The 16,920-nt window shown below is 62.2% G+C and carries 16 protein-coding genes, 1 tRNA gene and 1 pseudogene; 3 read left to right on the forward strand and 15 right to left on the reverse strand.

Annotated elements, in window-relative coordinates:
• Positions 1-2: 2 nt before the first annotated feature.
• Positions 3-668: an LON peptidase substrate-binding domain-containing protein gene (locus tag P0Y65_17600; protein WEK03982.1), complete on the reverse strand. Its 666-nt coding sequence runs from the start codon at positions 666-668 to the stop codon at positions 3-5.
• Between the two features lie 18 nt (positions 669-686).
• Positions 687-1,637 carry a co-chaperone YbbN gene (locus tag P0Y65_17605; GenBank protein ID WEK03983.1) on the reverse strand — a complete coding sequence of 317 codons (951 nt, stop codon included), beginning with the start codon at positions 1,635-1,637 and terminating at the stop codon, positions 687-689.
• Between the two features lie 206 nt (positions 1,638-1,843).
• Between P0Y65_17605 and P0Y65_17610 the strand changes: the two genes are divergently transcribed.
• A tRNA-Gly gene (locus tag P0Y65_17610) sits at positions 1,844-1,918 on the forward strand.
• Between the two features lie 128 nt (positions 1,919-2,046).
• Here the strand turns inward: P0Y65_17610 and P0Y65_17615 are convergent.
• The 3 genes from P0Y65_17615 to P0Y65_17625 all read right to left on the reverse strand — a co-directional run bounded on the left by P0Y65_17615 (position 2,047) and on the right by P0Y65_17625 (position 5,086).
• Positions 2,047-2,976 carry an aldo/keto reductase gene (locus tag P0Y65_17615; protein WEK03984.1) on the reverse strand — a complete coding sequence of 310 codons (930 nt, stop codon included), beginning with the start codon at positions 2,974-2,976 and terminating at the stop codon, positions 2,047-2,049.
• A gap of 83 nt (positions 2,977-3,059) precedes the next feature.
• Positions 3,060-3,848 (reverse strand): PDZ domain-containing protein, encoded by a 789-nt coding sequence (locus P0Y65_17620; GenBank protein WEK03985.1) that lies wholly within the window; start codon positions 3,846-3,848, stop codon positions 3,060-3,062.
• A gap of 134 nt (positions 3,849-3,982) precedes the next feature.
• On the reverse strand, positions 3,983-5,086 hold the full coding sequence (locus tag P0Y65_17625; GenBank protein ID WEK03986.1) for an NAD(P)-binding domain-containing protein: 1,104 nt from the start codon (positions 5,084-5,086) through the stop codon (positions 3,983-3,985).
• Positions 5,087-5,184: 98 nt separating this feature from the next.
• Here P0Y65_17625 and P0Y65_17630 point away from each other — a divergent pair.
• Positions 5,185-5,436 (forward strand): annotated as a pseudogene (locus P0Y65_17630) (DUF2188 domain-containing protein).
• A gap of 3 nt (positions 5,437-5,439) precedes the next feature.
• Here the strand turns inward: P0Y65_17630 and ugpC are convergent.
• From ugpC to P0Y65_17660, 6 genes are read right to left on the reverse strand one after another with little or no spacing between them, the layout of a single operon-like run.
• Positions 5,440-6,492 (reverse strand): sn-glycerol-3-phosphate ABC transporter ATP-binding protein UgpC, encoded by a 1,053-nt coding sequence (gene ugpC, locus P0Y65_17635; GenBank protein ID WEK03987.1) that lies wholly within the window; start codon positions 6,490-6,492, stop codon positions 5,440-5,442.
• A 9-nt stretch (positions 6,493-6,501) separates the two neighbouring features.
• A complete protein-coding gene (locus tag P0Y65_17640) occupies positions 6,502-7,590 on the reverse strand; it encodes a Gfo/Idh/MocA family oxidoreductase (GenBank protein ID WEK03988.1) in 1,089 nt (362 codons plus the stop codon).
• Positions 7,587-8,606: a Gfo/Idh/MocA family oxidoreductase gene (locus P0Y65_17645; GenBank protein ID WEK03989.1), complete on the reverse strand. Its 1,020-nt coding sequence runs from the start codon at positions 8,604-8,606 to the stop codon at positions 7,587-7,589. Before P0Y65_17645 ends, P0Y65_17640 begins: the two co-directional genes overlap by 4 nt.
• Before the next feature lie 4 nt (positions 8,607-8,610).
• Entirely contained in the window at positions 8,611-9,498 is an 888-nt protein-coding gene (locus P0Y65_17650) for a carbohydrate ABC transporter permease (protein ID WEK03990.1), read from the reverse strand.
• Positions 9,488-10,435 (reverse strand): sugar ABC transporter permease, encoded by a 948-nt coding sequence (locus P0Y65_17655; GenBank protein ID WEK03991.1) that lies wholly within the window; start codon positions 10,433-10,435, stop codon positions 9,488-9,490. The genes P0Y65_17650 and P0Y65_17655 overlap by 11 nt, the downstream gene beginning before the upstream one ends.
• Positions 10,436-10,448: 13 nt before the next feature.
• Positions 10,449-11,744, reverse strand: a complete 1,296-nt coding sequence (locus tag P0Y65_17660) for an extracellular solute-binding protein (GenBank protein ID WEK03992.1) — start codon at positions 11,742-11,744, stop codon at positions 10,449-10,451.
• Positions 11,745-12,092: 348 nt separating this feature from the next.
• Between P0Y65_17660 and P0Y65_17665 the strand changes: the two genes are divergently transcribed.
• The gene (locus P0Y65_17665) at positions 12,093-13,016 is read left to right on the forward strand and encodes a LysR family transcriptional regulator (protein ID WEK03993.1); all 924 of its coding nucleotides are present in this window, start codon (positions 12,093-12,095) and stop codon (positions 13,014-13,016) included.
• Positions 13,017-13,019: 3 nt separating this feature from the next.
• On the opposite strand, the gene P0Y65_17670 is transcribed toward P0Y65_17665, so the two are convergent.
• The 4 genes from P0Y65_17670 to P0Y65_17685 all read right to left on the reverse strand — a co-directional run bounded on the left by P0Y65_17670 (position 13,020) and on the right by P0Y65_17685 (position 16,838).
• On the reverse strand, positions 13,020-13,703 hold the full coding sequence (locus P0Y65_17670; GenBank protein WEK03994.1) for a TetR/AcrR family transcriptional regulator: 684 nt from the start codon (positions 13,701-13,703) through the stop codon (positions 13,020-13,022).
• The gene (locus P0Y65_17675; protein WEK03995.1) at positions 13,651-15,177 is read right to left on the reverse strand and encodes a tripartite tricarboxylate transporter permease; all 1,527 of its coding nucleotides are present in this window, start codon (positions 15,175-15,177) and stop codon (positions 13,651-13,653) included. Before P0Y65_17675 ends, P0Y65_17670 begins: the two co-directional genes overlap by 53 nt.
• 9 nt (positions 15,178-15,186) lie before the next feature.
• Complete coding sequence (locus tag P0Y65_17680) at positions 15,187-15,711, reverse strand: tripartite tricarboxylate transporter TctB family protein (GenBank protein WEK03996.1); 525 nt, start codon at positions 15,709-15,711, stop codon at positions 15,187-15,189.
• A 71-nt stretch (positions 15,712-15,782) separates the two neighbouring features.
• Positions 15,783-16,838 carry a tripartite tricarboxylate transporter substrate binding protein gene (locus P0Y65_17685; GenBank protein WEK03997.1) on the reverse strand — a complete coding sequence of 352 codons (1,056 nt, stop codon included), beginning with the start codon at positions 16,836-16,838 and terminating at the stop codon, positions 15,783-15,785.
• Positions 16,839-16,920 lie beyond the last annotated feature (82 nt).

A 16,920-nucleotide genomic window follows, 5' to 3' on the forward strand; every position in this document is an offset into this window, starting at 1 on the left:
GGTCAGTTCAGCGGCGAGGCATTGCCGGCGCCACGGGCGATTTCATATTCGGTCATGGCGATCAGCGTTTCGGCGCGCTGCTCCAGCGTCTGGGCCTCAAGCAGTAATTGCTTGTCGGCGGGACCATAGGGCCCGACCATGCAGCAGAAATTGACCAGGTCCGCCGTGCCCGTGCGCTCGATCTCGTCCCAGTTGAGCTCGATGCTGGCAAATTCGGCGTAGTCGCGCATCATCCTGACGAAGCGCTCGCGATCGACGGCCTCCTCGCCGAAATCGCGGGTGAAATCCTGCGCATAGTCGTCGGCGGCAATGACGCCCTGGCGATAGGGCGTCATCACCGTCAGTTCATGGGCCAGGCGGAAGCGCGTCACGCCTTCGAGGATGATGAAATAGCGGCCCTCGCCGCTTTCCTCGAAATGCGTCAGCCGACCAAGACACCCTACCGACTGCAGCGGAGAACGGCCCTTGGGGCTTTCCTCGCTGGTATCCTCGGGCTGGATCAGCCCGATCAACCGATCGCCCCGCAGCGCCGCGTCGACCATTTCTACATAGCGCGGCTCGAAGACATTGAGCGGGCGATGCGAAAAGGGCAATAGCAGCGCCCCGGTCAGCGGAAAGATCGGAACGGACTTCGGCAGGTCAGCCGGGCTGGCGGGGCGCTTCGGCATGCTTTTGGCCTTCGGGACTTAGGAGAAGAGAGCGGCGGACAGCAGGCGGCGGCCCTTGTTGGTGGCCGGATCGCGCGGACCCCAGGCGTCGAAGAATTCGAGCAGCTTCTTGCGCGCGCCATCCTCGTTCCAGGTGCGGTCGCGCTTGAAGATGGCGACCAGCGCCTCGGCCGCCTCGACGCGCTTGTTCTCGGCATTATAGGCCAGCGCCAGGTCATAGCGGGCCTGATGGTCGTCGGGATTGGCGGCGACGGCTGATTCGAGCGCTGCGGATTCGCTGAGGTCGGCCGCTTCGCCGAGCAGGCGAATCGAATTGACCAGCGAAGTATAGACATCGCCCTTGCGCTCTTCCTCGGGCAGCAGGTCGAGCGTCGCCTTGGCCTGCTCGGCCTCACCGGCCGCCATATAGATGCGCGCGAGGCCCAGCAGTGATACGGCGTGATCGGGCTGATGCTGCAGGACCATGCCGAAGATCTGCGCGGCACGTGGCAGATCACCAGCGGCCAGTGCCTCTTCGGCGGCCGCCACGGCCTCGGTGATCTGGGCTTCCATCGAGCCTTCTTCCGGCTGCGGTATCGGGCCGGCTGCAATCACCTTGTCGGCAAAACGACGCACTTCGCCCTCGGGCATAGCACCCATGAAGCCGTCCACGGGACGGCCGCCGGAAAAGGCGAAGACGGCCGGAATCGACTGAATGCCAAGCTGGCCGGCGATCTGCGGATTCTCGTCTATATTGATCTTGATGAGCCGAATCGCGCCGGCCTTTTCATTGACGACCTTTTCCAGCGCCGGGGTCAGCTGGCGGCAGGGACCGCACCAGGGCGCCCAGAAATCGACGAGGACCGGGGTATCGAGCGAGGCGTCGATCACATCGGCCTTGAACGCCTGGTCGGTCGAATCCTTGATCAGCGCCCCGACGGGTGGGGTGGACTGGGGAGCAGCGGCAACGCCATTGAACGGAGTGGACATGAGCGAATCTGGGCCCTTCAGAAACAAGGAAACTCTCTTATTTGCGGACCTTTCTGCGCCCGCAAACCATGGTGTGACAAGCCCCTCTATCCACAAGGCGGCACGAAGATGACGTGTTCGTCAAAATGTGGGTTGCAATCGAGGAACGTATTGGGCATATAGCGCCTCGTCGCCGGACAACAAGAGTGGACGGCAACAAACGGAGCGCGGGTGTAGCTCAGGGGTAGAGCATAACCTTGCCAAGGTTAGGGTCGTGGGTTCGAATCCCATCGCCCGCTCCAATCTTCCCTCCGCAAGGAAGATACGATCAAAAGGCCGAACCTGCGGGTTCGGCCTTTCGTCGTTTCTGGGCATAATTTCTTTTTGTAGCAGGCATGGCCGGCCACCGGGGCAGCCGACCAGCAACCTGTCAGGGCAATGTATGTCCCGCCGCCCTGAACAGCCGATACCACCCCTCGCGCGTCAGCTGCACATCCGAGCCGGCGGCCGAATCTTTTACGCGTGTGGGATTGGTGGTGCCCAGCACGACCTGGATATTGGCCGGGTGGCGGGTGATCCAGGCGACGGCGATGCCGGTGGGCGTGATCCCATACTTGGCGGCCAGTTCGTCGATGACGTCGTTGAGCTCGGCGAAGTTTTCGCGGTCGCCGAGGAACACGCCCTTGAAAAAGCCGTGCTGGAAGGGTGACCAGGCCTGCAGCATCATGCCGTTGAGGCGGGAATAATCAAGCAGGCCGTTGTCGCGCGACACCGACTGGTCGAGCCCGGCCATATTGGCCGCCACGCCTTGGGCGAAGAGCGGCGCATGGGTGATCGAGAGCTGGACCTGGTTGGCGACCAGGGGCTGTTTCACCGCGGTCTTGAGGAGTTCGATCTGGCCAGGCGTGTGGTTGGAGACGCCGAAATGGCGCACCTTGCCGGCCGCTGCGAGCTGTTCGAAGGCCTCGGCCACCTCTTCGGGCTCGACGAGTGTATCGGGCCGATGCAGCAGCAGCAGGTCGAGATAGCCGGTCTTGAGCGCGGCCAGGGATTCATCGACGGTTGCCAGAATGTGCTCTTTCGAGAAATCGAAATAGCCCTTGCGGATGCCGACCTTGGACTGGATGAAAATGGCCTCGCGTTCCGCACTGGTGAGCGTCACCGCCTCGCCGAAGCGCTTTTCGCAGAGATGGCGCTCGCCGCCATAGATATCGGCATGGTCGAAGGCATTGATGCCGGCATCGCGCGCCGCGCCGTAGAGCGTCTGGATTTCGGCGTCGCTCATCTTGGGGATGCGCATCAGGCCGAGAATGACGCTCGACACCTGGCGGGCGGAATGGGGCAGCTGGTAGGTCTTCATTGTTCTTGCAGCTCCGGAAAAGATATGGGGCAGGCTAGCACCCGCCCCATGGCCAGACTATGGAGCTTCAGAAAAAGCGGCAGCTACTCTTCTTCGCCGCCATCATCGCCATCATCCCCGCCGTCATCACCGTCATCGCCGGAATCATCGTCGGCATCATCCATGCCGTCGTCGTCGCTGTCGTCGGCATCGTCCACGCCATCGCCATCATCGTCGCCGTCTTCGGAATCCATGATGCCGTCGCCATCGCTGTCTTCTTCGGAGAATTCCTCTTCGCTGGTAAACTCCTCGCTCGACACGGTTTCCTCGATAATGGTCTCCGAGCTTTCATAGGTCTCGGTCAGCTCCTCGGAATATTCGGCGTAAAATTCTTCGTAGGAGAAGCTGGTTTCCACCGACCAGGCGGTCCAGCTGGCGACGCTGGCCATGTCGATGGCCGCTTCATAGAGCTCAAGCGTGATGACCCAGGAGGCGGTGCTCAGCACGCCGGCGCGATAGACGTCGAAGAGGAAATCGAAATCGCCCTGGAGGATCCAGTAGTAGACAATCTCGTCGAGTTCGATCGGGTCCACTATCTTGTGGCCATGCACTGCGGCAATCACGTCGCCCGGTTCGAGGCCGAGACTGTCCGCCACGCCACCGGGCTCGACGGCGAGGACCAGCACGCCCTCATCGGCCGGGTCGAGCACGAAAGTGTCGCGTACGACGTCGTCAATGGGCAGCAGCACGGCATCGAGCGCGCGCGAGACATAGGGGCTGGGCAGACTGACGTCGCCGGCCAGCGCATAGGCAGAAGTGGAATAGGCGAGCGGGGCCACGGCTAGGTGCGTCGCCGCGGCGGCCAGTACCAGGACTTTCGCTAATTTGAGCATTTCGGATATTCCCAAGGCGCCAGACATCTGGCCACGCTAGGGCGACGCCGTTCCTCGCCGGAAGTCGACCATTAAATTCCGCAGTGGAATATCAACTACTCACAAATGCCGCTGGACTTTTGCGGGGCGGATCGTCAGCGCGGCAGCAGGCCCAGGAAATCCGTCAATTCCCGCACGGCAGCGCTGCCGGCGCGGTTGGCGCCAATGGTCGAGGCCGAGGGGCCATAGCCGACGAGATGAACGCGTGGATCACGAGCAACCTGCGTTGCCAGCCGGCCGGTCATGGTGATGCCGCCCGACTCCTCGCGCAGCATGAGCGGCGCCAGATGGTCGAGCGCCGAGCGGAAGCCGGTGCACCAGAGGATGACATCGACATCGAGGGTGCGCCCATCTGCCCAGCGCACGCCGGTCGGGGTGATTTGGCTGAACATGTCCTGCCGCTTCAGAACACCGCGCCGGCGCATCGCCTCTATGGCCGGGGTGACCGGCAGGCCGGTGACGGACACCACGGCATTCGGCGGCAAGCCGGCGCGAACTCGATCTTCCACCAGCTTGACGGCGGCGCGACCCGCCTCCTGATCGAAGGGGCCGTCGCGAAAGCGCGGCGGGGTGCGGGTGACCCAGGTGGTGCGCGTCACCTGCGAGATCTGGTCAAGCAGTTGCAGCGCCGAAATACCGCCCCCGACCACCAGCACATGCTGGCCGGCGAAATCCTCGGCCCTGGTGAAATCGCGGGTGTGAAGATGTTTGCCCGTGAAGAGGTCATGGCCTGAATAGTCGGGTATATAGGGCTTTTCCCAGGTGCCCGTGGCGTTGATGATGCCGCGGGCGGAAAAGACGCCGCGGTCGCTTTCGACCCGCAGGCGCTCGCCACGCGGACAGACGACGCTGACCGTGGTGGGTCGCAAAACCTCGAGGCTGAAATGCTTCTCGTACTCGCCGAAATAATGCGGCACGGCGACCGAGGCGCGCACGCTGTCGTCGCCGCCGGCATGATCGGCAAAGCTCATGCCCGGCAGGTCATGCACGCGATTGACGGTGGTGAGGGTCAGCGACGGCCAGCGATATTGCCAGGCGCCGCCCGGCTGGGGCGCCTTGTCGAGCACGAGAAAGTCGCGGCCAGGCGTGAGGCCAAATTGTTTCAGATGATAGGCCGAGGACAGACCCGCCTGCCCCGCGCCGATGACGACAATGTCGAGCTTGAGGGCAATACGCACGCCCTGATCCTGATCCGCCACGCTGGCCCCCGGTGCTGGTGCTCCCCATGTATGGTGGCACCGCCCCGGCCGCAACCTCTGGGTCCGGAGGGTGTTCTACAGGCTCAAGGAGAATATTTATGGCCCATGTGACTTAGGATGTCGTCGAACACGATGGCGGTTTCGCCTATAAGGTTGGCGACGTGTTTTCCGAAACCTTCCCGACGCATCAGGCGGCGCACCAGGCCGCCGAGCAGGCGGCACGGCGCCAGCAGGTGGGCGGACAGGACGAGGCCATCCAGTATCAGGACAGCAAGGGCCAGTGGCACGAAGAACAGGCCGACGGCGGCGACCGGCCCGAGACCGACGTCGAGGATGACATCAAGGATTAGCCGCTAGATCGCATTGCCTTCCCCATCGAACAGATGCAGCCGCGCGGGATCGACATAGGCCGTGACATTCGAGCCGAGGTCGACGCTGCGCTGGCCTTCCAGCACGATGTTGAGCGGCTGACCGTCGGATGTCGTGGCATAGACCACGGTCTGGCCGCCGAGATTTTCGACGAGATCGACGCGCAGGTCGGCCAGCTTGATGCCGTCGCCCTGCGTCAGGGTGATGTGTTCCGGGCGGATGCCCAAGGTCGTGGTGCCGGTCGCGGCGCGCGGTACGGTCAGGGCATTGCCGGCGACCTTGACGACGCTGCCATCGGCTGTTGCGGTCAAAAAGTTCATCTTGGGCGAGCCGATGAAGCCGGCGACGAAAAGGTTTTTCGGATTGTTGTAGAGATCGAGCGGGGCGCCGGCCTGTTCGATGACGCCCAGGCGCAGGACGACGATCTTGTCGGCCATGGTCATGGCTTCCACCTGATCATGGGTCACATAGATCATGGTGTTGCCGAGGTCATTGTGCAGCTTGGCGATCTCGACGCGCATCTGCACGCGCAATTCGGCGTCGAGGTTGGACAGGGGCTCGTCGAAGAGGAAAATTTTCGGTTCGCGCACGATGGCGCGGCCGATGGCGACGCGCTGGCGCTGGCCGCCCGAGAGCTGCTTGGGCTTGCGCTGCAGCAGCGGCACGATCTGGAGGATCTCGGCGGCACGCTGCACGCGGACCTTGATCTCGTCCTTGGGCACTTTCGCTGTTTCGAGGCCGAAGGCCAGGTTCTGATAGACCGACATATGCGGGTAAAGCGCATAGGACTGGAAGACCATGGCAATGCCGCGCCTGGCTGCCGGGACCTCGTTCATGCGCTGGCCGTCGATCAGCAGGTCGCCGCCCGAAATGGGTTCGAGGCCGGCGATCATGCGGAGGAGCGTGGACTTGCCGCAGCCCGAGGGGCCGACAAAGACAGTGAACTCACCCGGATCGATATCAAGATCGACGCCGTGGATGACCTGCACTTCGCCATAGGCCTTGACGAGCTTTCGCAGCTGGATGCTGGTGGACATTGATCTCTCCTAAGCTGCGCGGAACTGGACCGGAACCCAGCTCTGATAGCAGGGGTGCTGCGTGGGGATGGGCAAGGCCACATCCTCATGGCTGGTCGAGGAATGGTAGAAAGCCGTAACGATTTCGAGCGCCCGGCGGGAATCCATGCTGGTGACCGGGAGCGGTGCGACCCCGATCAGCGCATCGTAAAAGCGGGCCATCTGCGTCTGGAAGCGCGAGGGCACGTGCTGCCAGTCCTTGAGTAGCTCGGCGATCTTTTCGGCCGTCTCGGCATTGCGCGGCTCGATGGTCCAGGGCTTGTCGCCCGGATTATAGGCGGCATGATCGCTTTCGAAGGTGACATTCTCGAAGGCAAAGCGCAGACGCGTCATGTTGCCGGCTGAGCCAAGCGTGGCGGTGAAACTGCCCAAAGCGCCATTCTGCATTTCGAGGCTGGCGGTGACGCAGTCTTCCACTTCGATCGCATTGACCCTGGTGGCGACGCGGCCGAACAGGCGTTTCACGTCGCCCATCAGATAGGTGAAGAGGTCATGCTGGTGGATGGCATGGGTCATCAGCACGCCGCCCAGCTCGCTGGCCCATTTGCCGCGCCAGGGCACGGCATAATAGTCGGGCCCGCGCTCCCACATGGTTTCAACGGTGCCGACGAAGGGCTTTCCGGCAATGCCGGCGTCGATAATGGCCTTGGCCTGGGCGATGCCGTCGCCGAAGCGATATTGAAACACCGGCATCAGCTTGCCCTTGCTGATCTTTTCCTGCGCCAGCACTTCATCGACCTGGGCGAGCGAGCCGACCAGCGGCTTTTCGCAGATGACGTGCTTGCCGGCCTTGAGCGCGGCCATGACCATGGGGAAATGCAGCATGGGCGGGGTGCAGATGTCGATGATGTCGATATCGTCCATGGCCAGCACATCGTCAAAGCTCGTGACGCGGCGCTCGACGCCGAACTCATCGGCGATCGGGGTCATGCGGTCGACATTGAGGTCGCAGAGCGCCAGCACGTTGAACTTGCCGGCATTGGGCACATAGCCTTCCACGATGTGGCTGCGGCCGATGCCGACGCCGATCACGGCGACGTTGAAGATCTTTTCGCTCATTGGGCCCACTCCGTGCCGCGTTCGGCCAGCTGTTGTGCGGTCAGCGCCAGCTTCATGGCGTTGAAGGCGCGTTCCTGCGGCATGGCCGTCTCGGTGCGATTGCGCACATCGTCGAGGAACTGCCGACCGAAAGGCCGATCGACCTTGGAACAGTCGACGTGGCGCGGACCTTCCTTGTTGACGATGAAGAGGTGATCGGTGCCGGGCTTGCCGGCAATGTCGATATATTTGCGCAGCTCGATATAGCCCTCGGTGCCCAGGATGGTGAGGCGACCGTCGCCCCAGGTCGGCAGGCCCTCGGGCGTGAACCAGTCAACGCGGATGTAGCCCGAGGTGTCGGCGGTCTTGAGATGCACGTCGCCGACATCCTGCAGGCCGGGGCGGTCGGGATGGTTGCGATTGGCCACGGTGGCCGAAGTCACCTCGGCATCGAGCGCATTGGAGAAGAACAGGAACTGTTCGAACTGGTGGCTGGCGATATCGCAGAGGATGCCGCCATAGCGCTGCCGGGTGAAAAACCAGTCCGGCCGGTTGTTGAGGCGCAGCGAATGGGGGCCGAGACCCACCGTATTGATGACCTTGCCGATGGCGCCCTGGGCGATGAGATTGCCGGCTTCGACGGTGGCGCGCACTTCGAAATGTTCCGAATAGAGCACCGAATAGATGCGGCCAGTCTCCTGCTGCACTTTCCGCAGTTCGGCGAGCTGGTCAAAGGTCGTCATGCCGGGCTTGTCGGTCAGCACGTCCTTGCCATGCTGCATGGCGGCAATGGAGATCGCCGCACGATCGGCCGGAATGGCCGAGGTCAGCACCACGCCAATGGCAGGGTCTTCCAGGATGGCACGCGGATCATTGACGCGCTTGGCCTGCGGATATTTTGCGCCGAAAGCCTCGGCGAGATCGTCTTCGACGGCGTGGAAGGCGGTGAACTGGGCACCGGCCTCGAGCAGGCAATCGACCTGGCCATAGATATGGGCATGATTGATGCCGATGGCGGCAAACTTGATGTCACTCATGGGTCTAGCGTTTCATACCAGTCGTGGCGATGCCCTCGATGAGCAGTCGCTGGAAGAAGAGGAAGAACAGGAAGATCGGCACAATGCTGAGCACGCTCATGGCAAACATGCCGCCGAAATCGGACATGCCGGTATTATCGGTGAAGGTGCGCAGGCCGAGCATGACCGTGTATTGGCGCAGATCGCTGAGGTAGATCAGCGGGCCAAAGAAGTCGTCCCAAGTCCAGATGAAGGTGAAGATCGCCGCCGTGGCCAGCACGGGCATGGAGAGCGGCATGATGATCTTCCAGTAGATGCGCCAGGGGCCAGCACCGTCCATGCGCGCCGCTTCGTCGAGCTCCTTGGGCAGGCCGCGGAAGAACTGCACCATTAGGAAGATGAAGAAGGCGTCGGCGGCGAGGAATTTCGGCACCACCAGCGGCAGGAAAGTGTTCACCCAGCCGATGTTGAGGAAGAGCACATATTGCGGAATCAGCGTGACCTGCGAGGGCAGCATCAGCGTCATCAGCATCATGGCGAACCAGAAGTTGCGACCGGCAAATTCGAGGCGCGCGAAGGCATAGGCGGTCAGCGAACAGGCCAGCACATTGCCGCAGACGCTGAGGATCGAGATGATGAAGGAGTTGATGAACAGCTGGCCAAAGCCGCCCCGCAACCCGTTCCAGCCGCGAATATAGGAATCGAAACTCCAGTTGATCGACGGCATGATGGAGGCGCCCGAGGTGAAGATCTCGTTCTCCGGCCGGAAGCTGGCTGCCAGCAGCCAGAGCAGGGGATAGAGCATCACGATGGAGGCGATGATCAGCGCGGCATGGGCCAGTACCGACATCAGCTTGCGTCTGGAGGGTGAGGTGGCCGTGACGACGGTCAGGCGCTCGACATCAGTCGTCATAATGCACCCAATACTTGCTGGTCAGGAAGGAGAAGGCGGTGAAGGCGGCGACGATCGCCAGCAGTACCCAGGCCAGCGCCGAAGCATAGCCCATGCGGAAGAAGCCGAAGGCCTCGTTGTAGAGGTAGAGCGTATAGAACAGGGTCGAATTGATCGGACCGCCCGTGCCGCCCGAGATGATGAAGCTCGGGGTAAAGCTCTTGAAGGCCTCGATGGTCTGGATGATGGCGTTAAAGAAGACCACCGGCGTCAGCATGGGCAGCGTGATCTTCCAGAACTGGCGCCATTTGCTGGCACCATCGAGGCTTGCCGCCTCATACATGTCCTGCGGAATCTGCCTGAGACCGGCGAGGAAGATGATCATCGGCGAACCGAACTGCCAGATGGCAAGAATGATCAGCGTCCAGAGCGAATAGTTGGGATTGGAAATCCAGCTCGGTCCGACAATGCCGAAATTGGCGAGCAGCTGATTGACCAGGCCGTTGCCGGCAAAGATCTGGCGCCAGAGGATGGCGATGGCCACCGATGCGCCGAGCAGGCTGGGCAGATAGAACATGGCGCGATAGATCGTCAGGCCCTTCATGCCGCGATTGAGCAACAGGGCCACACCCAGCGCGAAGGCCAGCTTGAGCGGCACCGAGAAGATGACGAAGAAGAAGGTGACCCGCATGGACGCCGAGAATTTCGGGTCATTGGTGAACATGCGGACATAGTTGTCCATGCCGGCCCAGCGCGGTGCGGTGAGCAGGTCGAAATGGGTGAAGCTGAGGTAGAAGGACGTCAGGATCGGCCCGATGGTCAGGCCGAAGAAGCCGATGAACCAGGGCAGAAGAAACAGGTAGCCGGGGGCGTGGTTCTGCCACACCCCGGACCAGTAGGATGGAGAGGCCACGCGGGCGGCTCCGGGCGAAGCTTTGGTATCGACCTGCGTGGCCATAGTCTCGTCTCCGTTAGGCGGAGCGTTGCAGAATGGCCGTGGCTTCGGTGACGAAGTACTGGCCGGCGTCCTCTGGCGAGCGGGCGCCGAAAGCGACTTCCTGGCTCAGCATACGGAGCAGGGAGATGTCGATTTCACCGGCCGCTGCTGGTGGCGGAGGCGGAATGGGGCCGAGCAAGTCACCTAGGTTGGACACATAGTCGAGCGCGATCTGGTCCTGCTCGCTGAGCTCGGGCGCGATCGAGGCGCGCACGGCTTCAAAGCAAGGAATGCCGCGCTCGACGCCCAGCACTTTTGCCGCTTCGAGATCATTGACGAAGAAGCTGAGATATTCGGCGGCCAGTTCCTTGTTGGCCGACGAACCGCCGATTGAGAAGAACATAGAGGGCTTGCGATAGTGACCGCCACCGACGCCGGCCGCGATGCGCGGATAGGAGGTGATGGTCAGCTTGTCCTGCATCAGGGTCTGGAAGGCGACCAGCTGGTTGGAGTTGGACGGCATCATCGCCGCCTTGCCCAGCACCACCATGGTCACTTCGAGCGGGCCGCCGGTATCGAGGGCCTGATCCTCGGCACTGACACAGATGCCGGCCTCGCGGAATTCGGCCCAGAGGGCAAACCATTCAGTCATTTCGGCAGCGGTAAAGCCAAGCTGGCCTTCGGCGGTATAGAGCGCCAGGCCCTTCTGACGCAGCCAGTTGTCGAGCATGGGCTCGGAGCCTGAACCGTCGGCAATCGCCTTCATGCCACCGCGGATATTGGCGGTCTTGAAGGCTTCACCCATGGCACGCAAGTCGTCCATTGTCGTGTCGCGATTGGGCGGCTCGATGCCGGCTTCCTCGAAGGCAGTCAGATTGACCACCTGGGCCACGGAATTGGCGCCAAGGCTGATGCCATAGAGCTTGCCGTCGACCTTGCCGCCCTCGAGCTGGTCTTCATCGAAGCCGTCGAGCTTGAGGCCGGCGCCGACATAGTCGTCGAGCGGGGCGATGGCGTTGCGCTTGGCGTATTCGACGATATAGCGATAGTCCATCTGGATGACGTCGGGGGCATTGCCGCCGGCGGTTTCGGTCGCCAGCTTGGGCCAGTAATCGGCCCAGCCAAGGAAGCTGGAATCCACCTGGGCGCCATTGGCGGTGGCGAAGAGTTCGTTGACGCCATAGGTGCGGTCAGCACGGGCCTGGCCGCCCCAGAAGAACTGGCGGAGCGAGGTGCCTTGAGCAAAGGCCGGCGTGAAACCGGCGACACCGGCAGCCACAAGAGCGGTCGAGCCCATCAGGAACTGGCGGCGATCGATACGGATAGTCATTCTGATATTCCTCCCATCAAAAATGTTGTGGCGGGCCCTGGCCCTTGCCTCGTGAAACGCAGCCTCCCCGCCGCTAAATCACCAACTGGTTACAAACCATGCGGATTGTTTGACTTGTCAATCCGGCGATACGTTCCTTCCCGAAGCTCCGTCTTCCAGCATTGCCAGAACCGGATGGTTACGACTAGCACGCGGCCTTTGGCGGAGGCAATGCACTTGTATGGAAGTTTGATGGCAAGCAGATTCCGCCCGTCATTCTCTCCCGTTGCCAACAGCATTACCCAGTCCGCACCAAATGAAAAATACGAAATGCTGGCTCTAGCCATAGATAAAATCTATGGTCAAAGCATGGACAAGTTGCTCAACCAATTTCTGGCCGTGGCCGATGCGGGCTCGATTACAGGAGCGTCTGCGGCCCTTCTGGTCACCCAGCCGACGCTCACCTTCAACATGCGCAAACTCGAGGAGCAGATCGGCGTCAAGCTGCTGCAGCGCTCGTCTCGTGGGGTGACGCTCACCACCTATGGCGAGACGCTTTACGAGAATGCACGGCTGATGCGGCGCCTGCATCACAATATGCTGGGCGCCATTGCCGATCAGCGCGAGCGCAGCGAACGCGGCATTTCCATGGGCTCGGGCTATTCGTGGTGGACGCTGTTTCTCAAGGACATGGTGGTGGACTATCAGCGCCAGTTTCCCAATGCGCCGGTGCATGTGAGCCTTGGCAACCAGTTGCGCTGCATGGACCAGTTGATCGCCGGGGATATTTCGCTGTTCCTGGCGCATGAATTCGAGGGGCTGAGCCCGCATGTCGGGGTCGAGTTCCTGCCACTGACACAGGTGCGGCACGGGTTTTTCGTGCGTCAAGGCCATCCCCTGTTGGGCCGCCCTCGTCGGGTCAGCGAGATCGAGGCCTATCCGCAGGCGACAACGACGCCACCGGAAAGCCGGCACCAGCGCTATTTCGACGCCAGCCGTCGCCATACGCGGGCAGAAACGGTGTTCGATCGCACCAGCTATGCCTTTGCCTCCAATGCGCTGGAGGCCTGCGTTGACTATGTGCAGAGCTGCGACGCGGTGTTGCGGCACAGCCAGGTCATGGAAGAGAGCTTTGCGCACCAGGGGCTGGTTGCGGTGGAACAGGCCGAAATGCCGCGCGAGAGCCGGATGGGGATTTACCTGCTCGCCGAGAGCCGGCACGAGGAGCGGATCGTTGATCTGGTCAGACGAATTGGAGAGGCAGCGGCTGCAGTCCTGCCTCCGCTTGCGTAAGCCTCAGTTTCGCGTCTTGAGGTAGTCCACCACCATCTGCACCGCCTGGGCCTCGCGCTCCTGCACCATGTCGATGCCGCTCAGATCGCGATCAAAGATGACCGACAGGGTCGCCATGTTGGAGACGTAGAAAAAGCCCAGCGCCGCGATGGAAATATAGAGCTGCACCGGATCGACATCGCGGCGGAAAATGCCGGCATCGGCGCCGCGCTCGACAATGGTGCGGATCTGTCCGACCAGCGGGGAATGCAGCGCCGGAATATCCGAGAGCGACTTCAGGAAACGCGCATTCTCGATGTTTTCCGTATTGAGCAGGCGCGGAAACCAGGGATTGGCGAGGAAGTGGCGGAAGGTGAAACGCACCAGCCGGTCCATGGCATCGACAGGACCATATTGATCGAGCGACAGCGCGCGCTCGCCGCGGCGGATTTCCTGATAGGCATCGAGCAGGACAGCCCGGTAGAGGTCCTCCTTGTTGCCGAAATAGTGGTAGAGCAGCCGCTTGTTGGCGCCGGCCAGCGTCGCAATGGCGTCCACCCGCGCGCCCTCGAAGCCACGCGCGGCAAATTCGGCCCGCGCCGCCACGAGGATGGCCGCCTTGGTCTTTTCCGCATTGCGCTGGCGCTTGGGGGCGTCAGCCTTGCGCGTCGGCGGTGCCGCGTCCGCGGCTGAAGAGGGGTCTGACACGCTTGGATACCGAGGGAATGGACATCAAAATCGTCGCGACGATGATCAGGCAGATAACAGCCGAGATCGGCCGGGTAAAGAAGGGGGTCGGATCGCCATTGGTCAACATCAACCCGCGTCGCAGGTTGAGATCGAGCAGGTCGCCGAGCACGATGCCCAGCACCAGCGGCGCCATGGGGAATTTCATCTCGCGCAGCAGGAAGCCGACGATGCCGAAAAACAGCATGACATAGACGTCGAACAGGCGTTGGGTGATGGCGAAAGAGCCAACAACGCAAAGCACATAGATGACCGCCATCAGGCGCTCGCGCGGTACCGAGAGCACCTTGATGAAGACCTTGGTCAGCGACAGGCCAAAGATCAGGTTGGCCAGCGTTGCCAGCAGCAGCATGGCGACGACCTGGTAGAGGAAGATCGGGTTTTCGACCATCAGCATGGGCCCGGGGCGAATGCCATGGATCAGCATGGCGGCGATCAGCACGGCTGCAGCGGCCGAGCCGGGCAAGGCCAGGGTCAGCGTCGGAATCATGGCGGCGGAGACCACGGCATTGTCGCCGGTTTCGGCGGCGATCAGGCCTTCCTGGCTGCCCTTGCCGAATTCTTCGGGATGCTTGCTGGCTTTCTTGGCGGCAGCATAGGAGCTCCAGGAGCCGACATCTTCGCCGACGCCAGGAATGATACCGACGAAAGTGCCGATGATGCCGGAGCGGATGATGGTCTTCCAATATTGGAAAATCTCGCGCAGCGTCGGCACGACGCGGTCATTGACCGGCACGATATTGGCCACGGCCGTGCGCTTCATCGAGGAGAGGATTTCGGCAAGGCCAAAGGCGCCGACCATGGCGGGAATGATATCGACACCGCCGCCCAGTGCTGGAATGCCGAAGGTGAAGCGCTGGTGGGCATGCAGCGTCTCCATGCCCACCATGGCAACGAGCAGGCCCAGGATGCCGGCGATATAGCCCTTGAGCGGCGTATCGCTGCCGGTCATCTGGCCCGAGATCACCACGCCAAACAGCGCCAGCCAGAAGAATTCATAGGAGCCGAATTTGAGCGCCGCTTCGGAGAGGATTGGCGCGATGATGGCGAGAAAGAAAATGCCCACCAAAGTGCCCAGTGTGGAGGACGTGGTGGCGAGACCCATGGCGAGACCCGCCTTGCCCTGCAGCGCCAGGGGGTGACCATCGAGCGTCGCCGCGGCATTGGCGGGCGTGCCGGGAATATTGAGCAGGATAGCGGTACGGCTGCCGCCATAGATGGCGCCGAGATAGACGCACATCAGCGTCAGGATCGCCTGGTCGGCCTGCATTTTATAGGTCAGCGTCACCAATAGCGCGACGCCCATGGTGGCGGTGAGGCCGGGCAGGATGCCGATGACCAGACCGAGCAGCGTCGCCCAGACCACATTGAACAGGCTGCCCGGCGTCAGGAAATGCGCCACGCCAGCGCCAAGGAGAACAAGACCGTCAAACATGGTTTTCTCCTAGGGCAGGCGAACGAGGAAGATGCGTTCGAAGACATAGTAGGTGCCGCCACCGCCAACGGCCGCAATGCCGAGCGCCCAGAGCAGGGCTGGCACGATGGGCTTTGGCGTATCGGCCATCACCGTCTCGAACAGCACGATGAAGGCGAAGATGAAGAGCCCGGCGGCCAGCCAGAAGGGCATGCGACCCATCAGGCCGAGCGTGAAGACCAGCGCCAGGCCGAGCACGACCAGCACACGCAGCGACGTCCAGGAAAACAGCAATTGTAGCAAAAGGGCGCCACTGCCCGGCGCGCTCAGCTTCCACGAGCGCAGGACCAGCAGGGAACCGCAGATGGTCAGGGCAATGCCCAGAAACAGTGGCACCAGACCGGGAATGGTGGCCGGATTGATGCGGCGCACTTCGAGCCGGTCCATGGTCCAGGAGAAATAGACCACGGCAACGCCCAGGGCGACGAGCAGGCAGGCGGTGATGAGATCGGCACGGGCCCGGACGGCCTCTTCGCTCGTATCCGGCATGCTCATGATGGCCTCGGGTCTGGGCTGCCGGGGCAGCAAAAGAAAAGAGGGTGAGGACGCGCCCCACCCTCGCCGGCTTATTGCGCGCCCACTTCGGTGCGCGTTTCGCAGTCGATGCCGATTGTCGCGGGATCATTGACCGCCTCGCCGCGGGCGACCGAGGAACAGGCTTCAAGGATCACCACCGGCATGGCAGCGGCGCGGGCATCGGCGCCATAGGAGGGCGCAAAGACGGCGCCGAAGGTTTCGGCATAGGTCTTGATGGCGTCCGAGGACATCACCTTCTCGCCCCAGATCTTGTCGAGCGTGGCGACGACTTCATCGGGCACGCCGACCGGCACGAAAATGCCGAAATAATCGGGTGCCAGTTCCATGTCCGGGATCCAGTCGGTGATCGGCGGAATGGGCTCTGCCCCTTCGAGCACCAGCGGCTGATCGGAGAGCACGGCCAGGGCCTTCAGACGACCACCGCGGATCAGCTCGGTCTGTTCCACCGCGAGCTGGGTGGTGACCATGGCCTCACCGGAAGCGGTCGCGATAGCAGCCGGACCACCGCCATCATAGGTAATCATATTGTAGTCAAAGCCATCGGCGGAATCAGAGAGCGCGGCGATGGCGGTGCCGCCCGAAGAGGTAATGCCGGCTGTCGCAACCGTCACTTCATTGCCGCGCGTCTTGAAGGCTTCCAGCAGCTGGCCGAAATCCTCGAACTCGCTGCCGGCGGGCACGGAGACCACCGGCACATTGGCGACGGAGAGATAGATGTGCCAGTCGTCGATATCGGTATCGGGCAGCAGGCCCGTCACCGAATAGGTGGCGTTGTTGGCAATGGCATTGGCGGTCCAGGTATAGCCATCCTTGACGGAATTGAGCACTTCCTGCGTGCCGATGGCGCCTGATGCGCCGGGCTGGTTGACCACAACCACATCGACGCCGAGCGCTTCGCCCAGAATTGGCGCGGTAACGCGGGTGACCTGGTCGGTCGAGCCGCCGGCGCCCCATGGCACAATCAAATTGATCGGGCGGTCCGGTTTCCACTCGGTCGCGGCGGCTGAATCCTGGGCGAAAGTCATGGTAGTCCCGAGCACCAGGAACGACGTTCCCGTGGCCAGGACGAGTCGCAATGTCTGCATCGTCCATCCTCCCTCTGTGGCGCCGGATCGGTTGTTTTGACTCTGGGCGCGAGGCAAAGACTGCGGTGCAAAAACAGTCGAG

The sequence above is a fragment of the Candidatus Devosia phytovorans genome (genome assembly GCA_029202405.1).
Taxonomy (GTDB): domain Bacteria; phylum Pseudomonadota; class Alphaproteobacteria; order Rhizobiales; family Devosiaceae; genus Devosia; species Devosia phytovorans.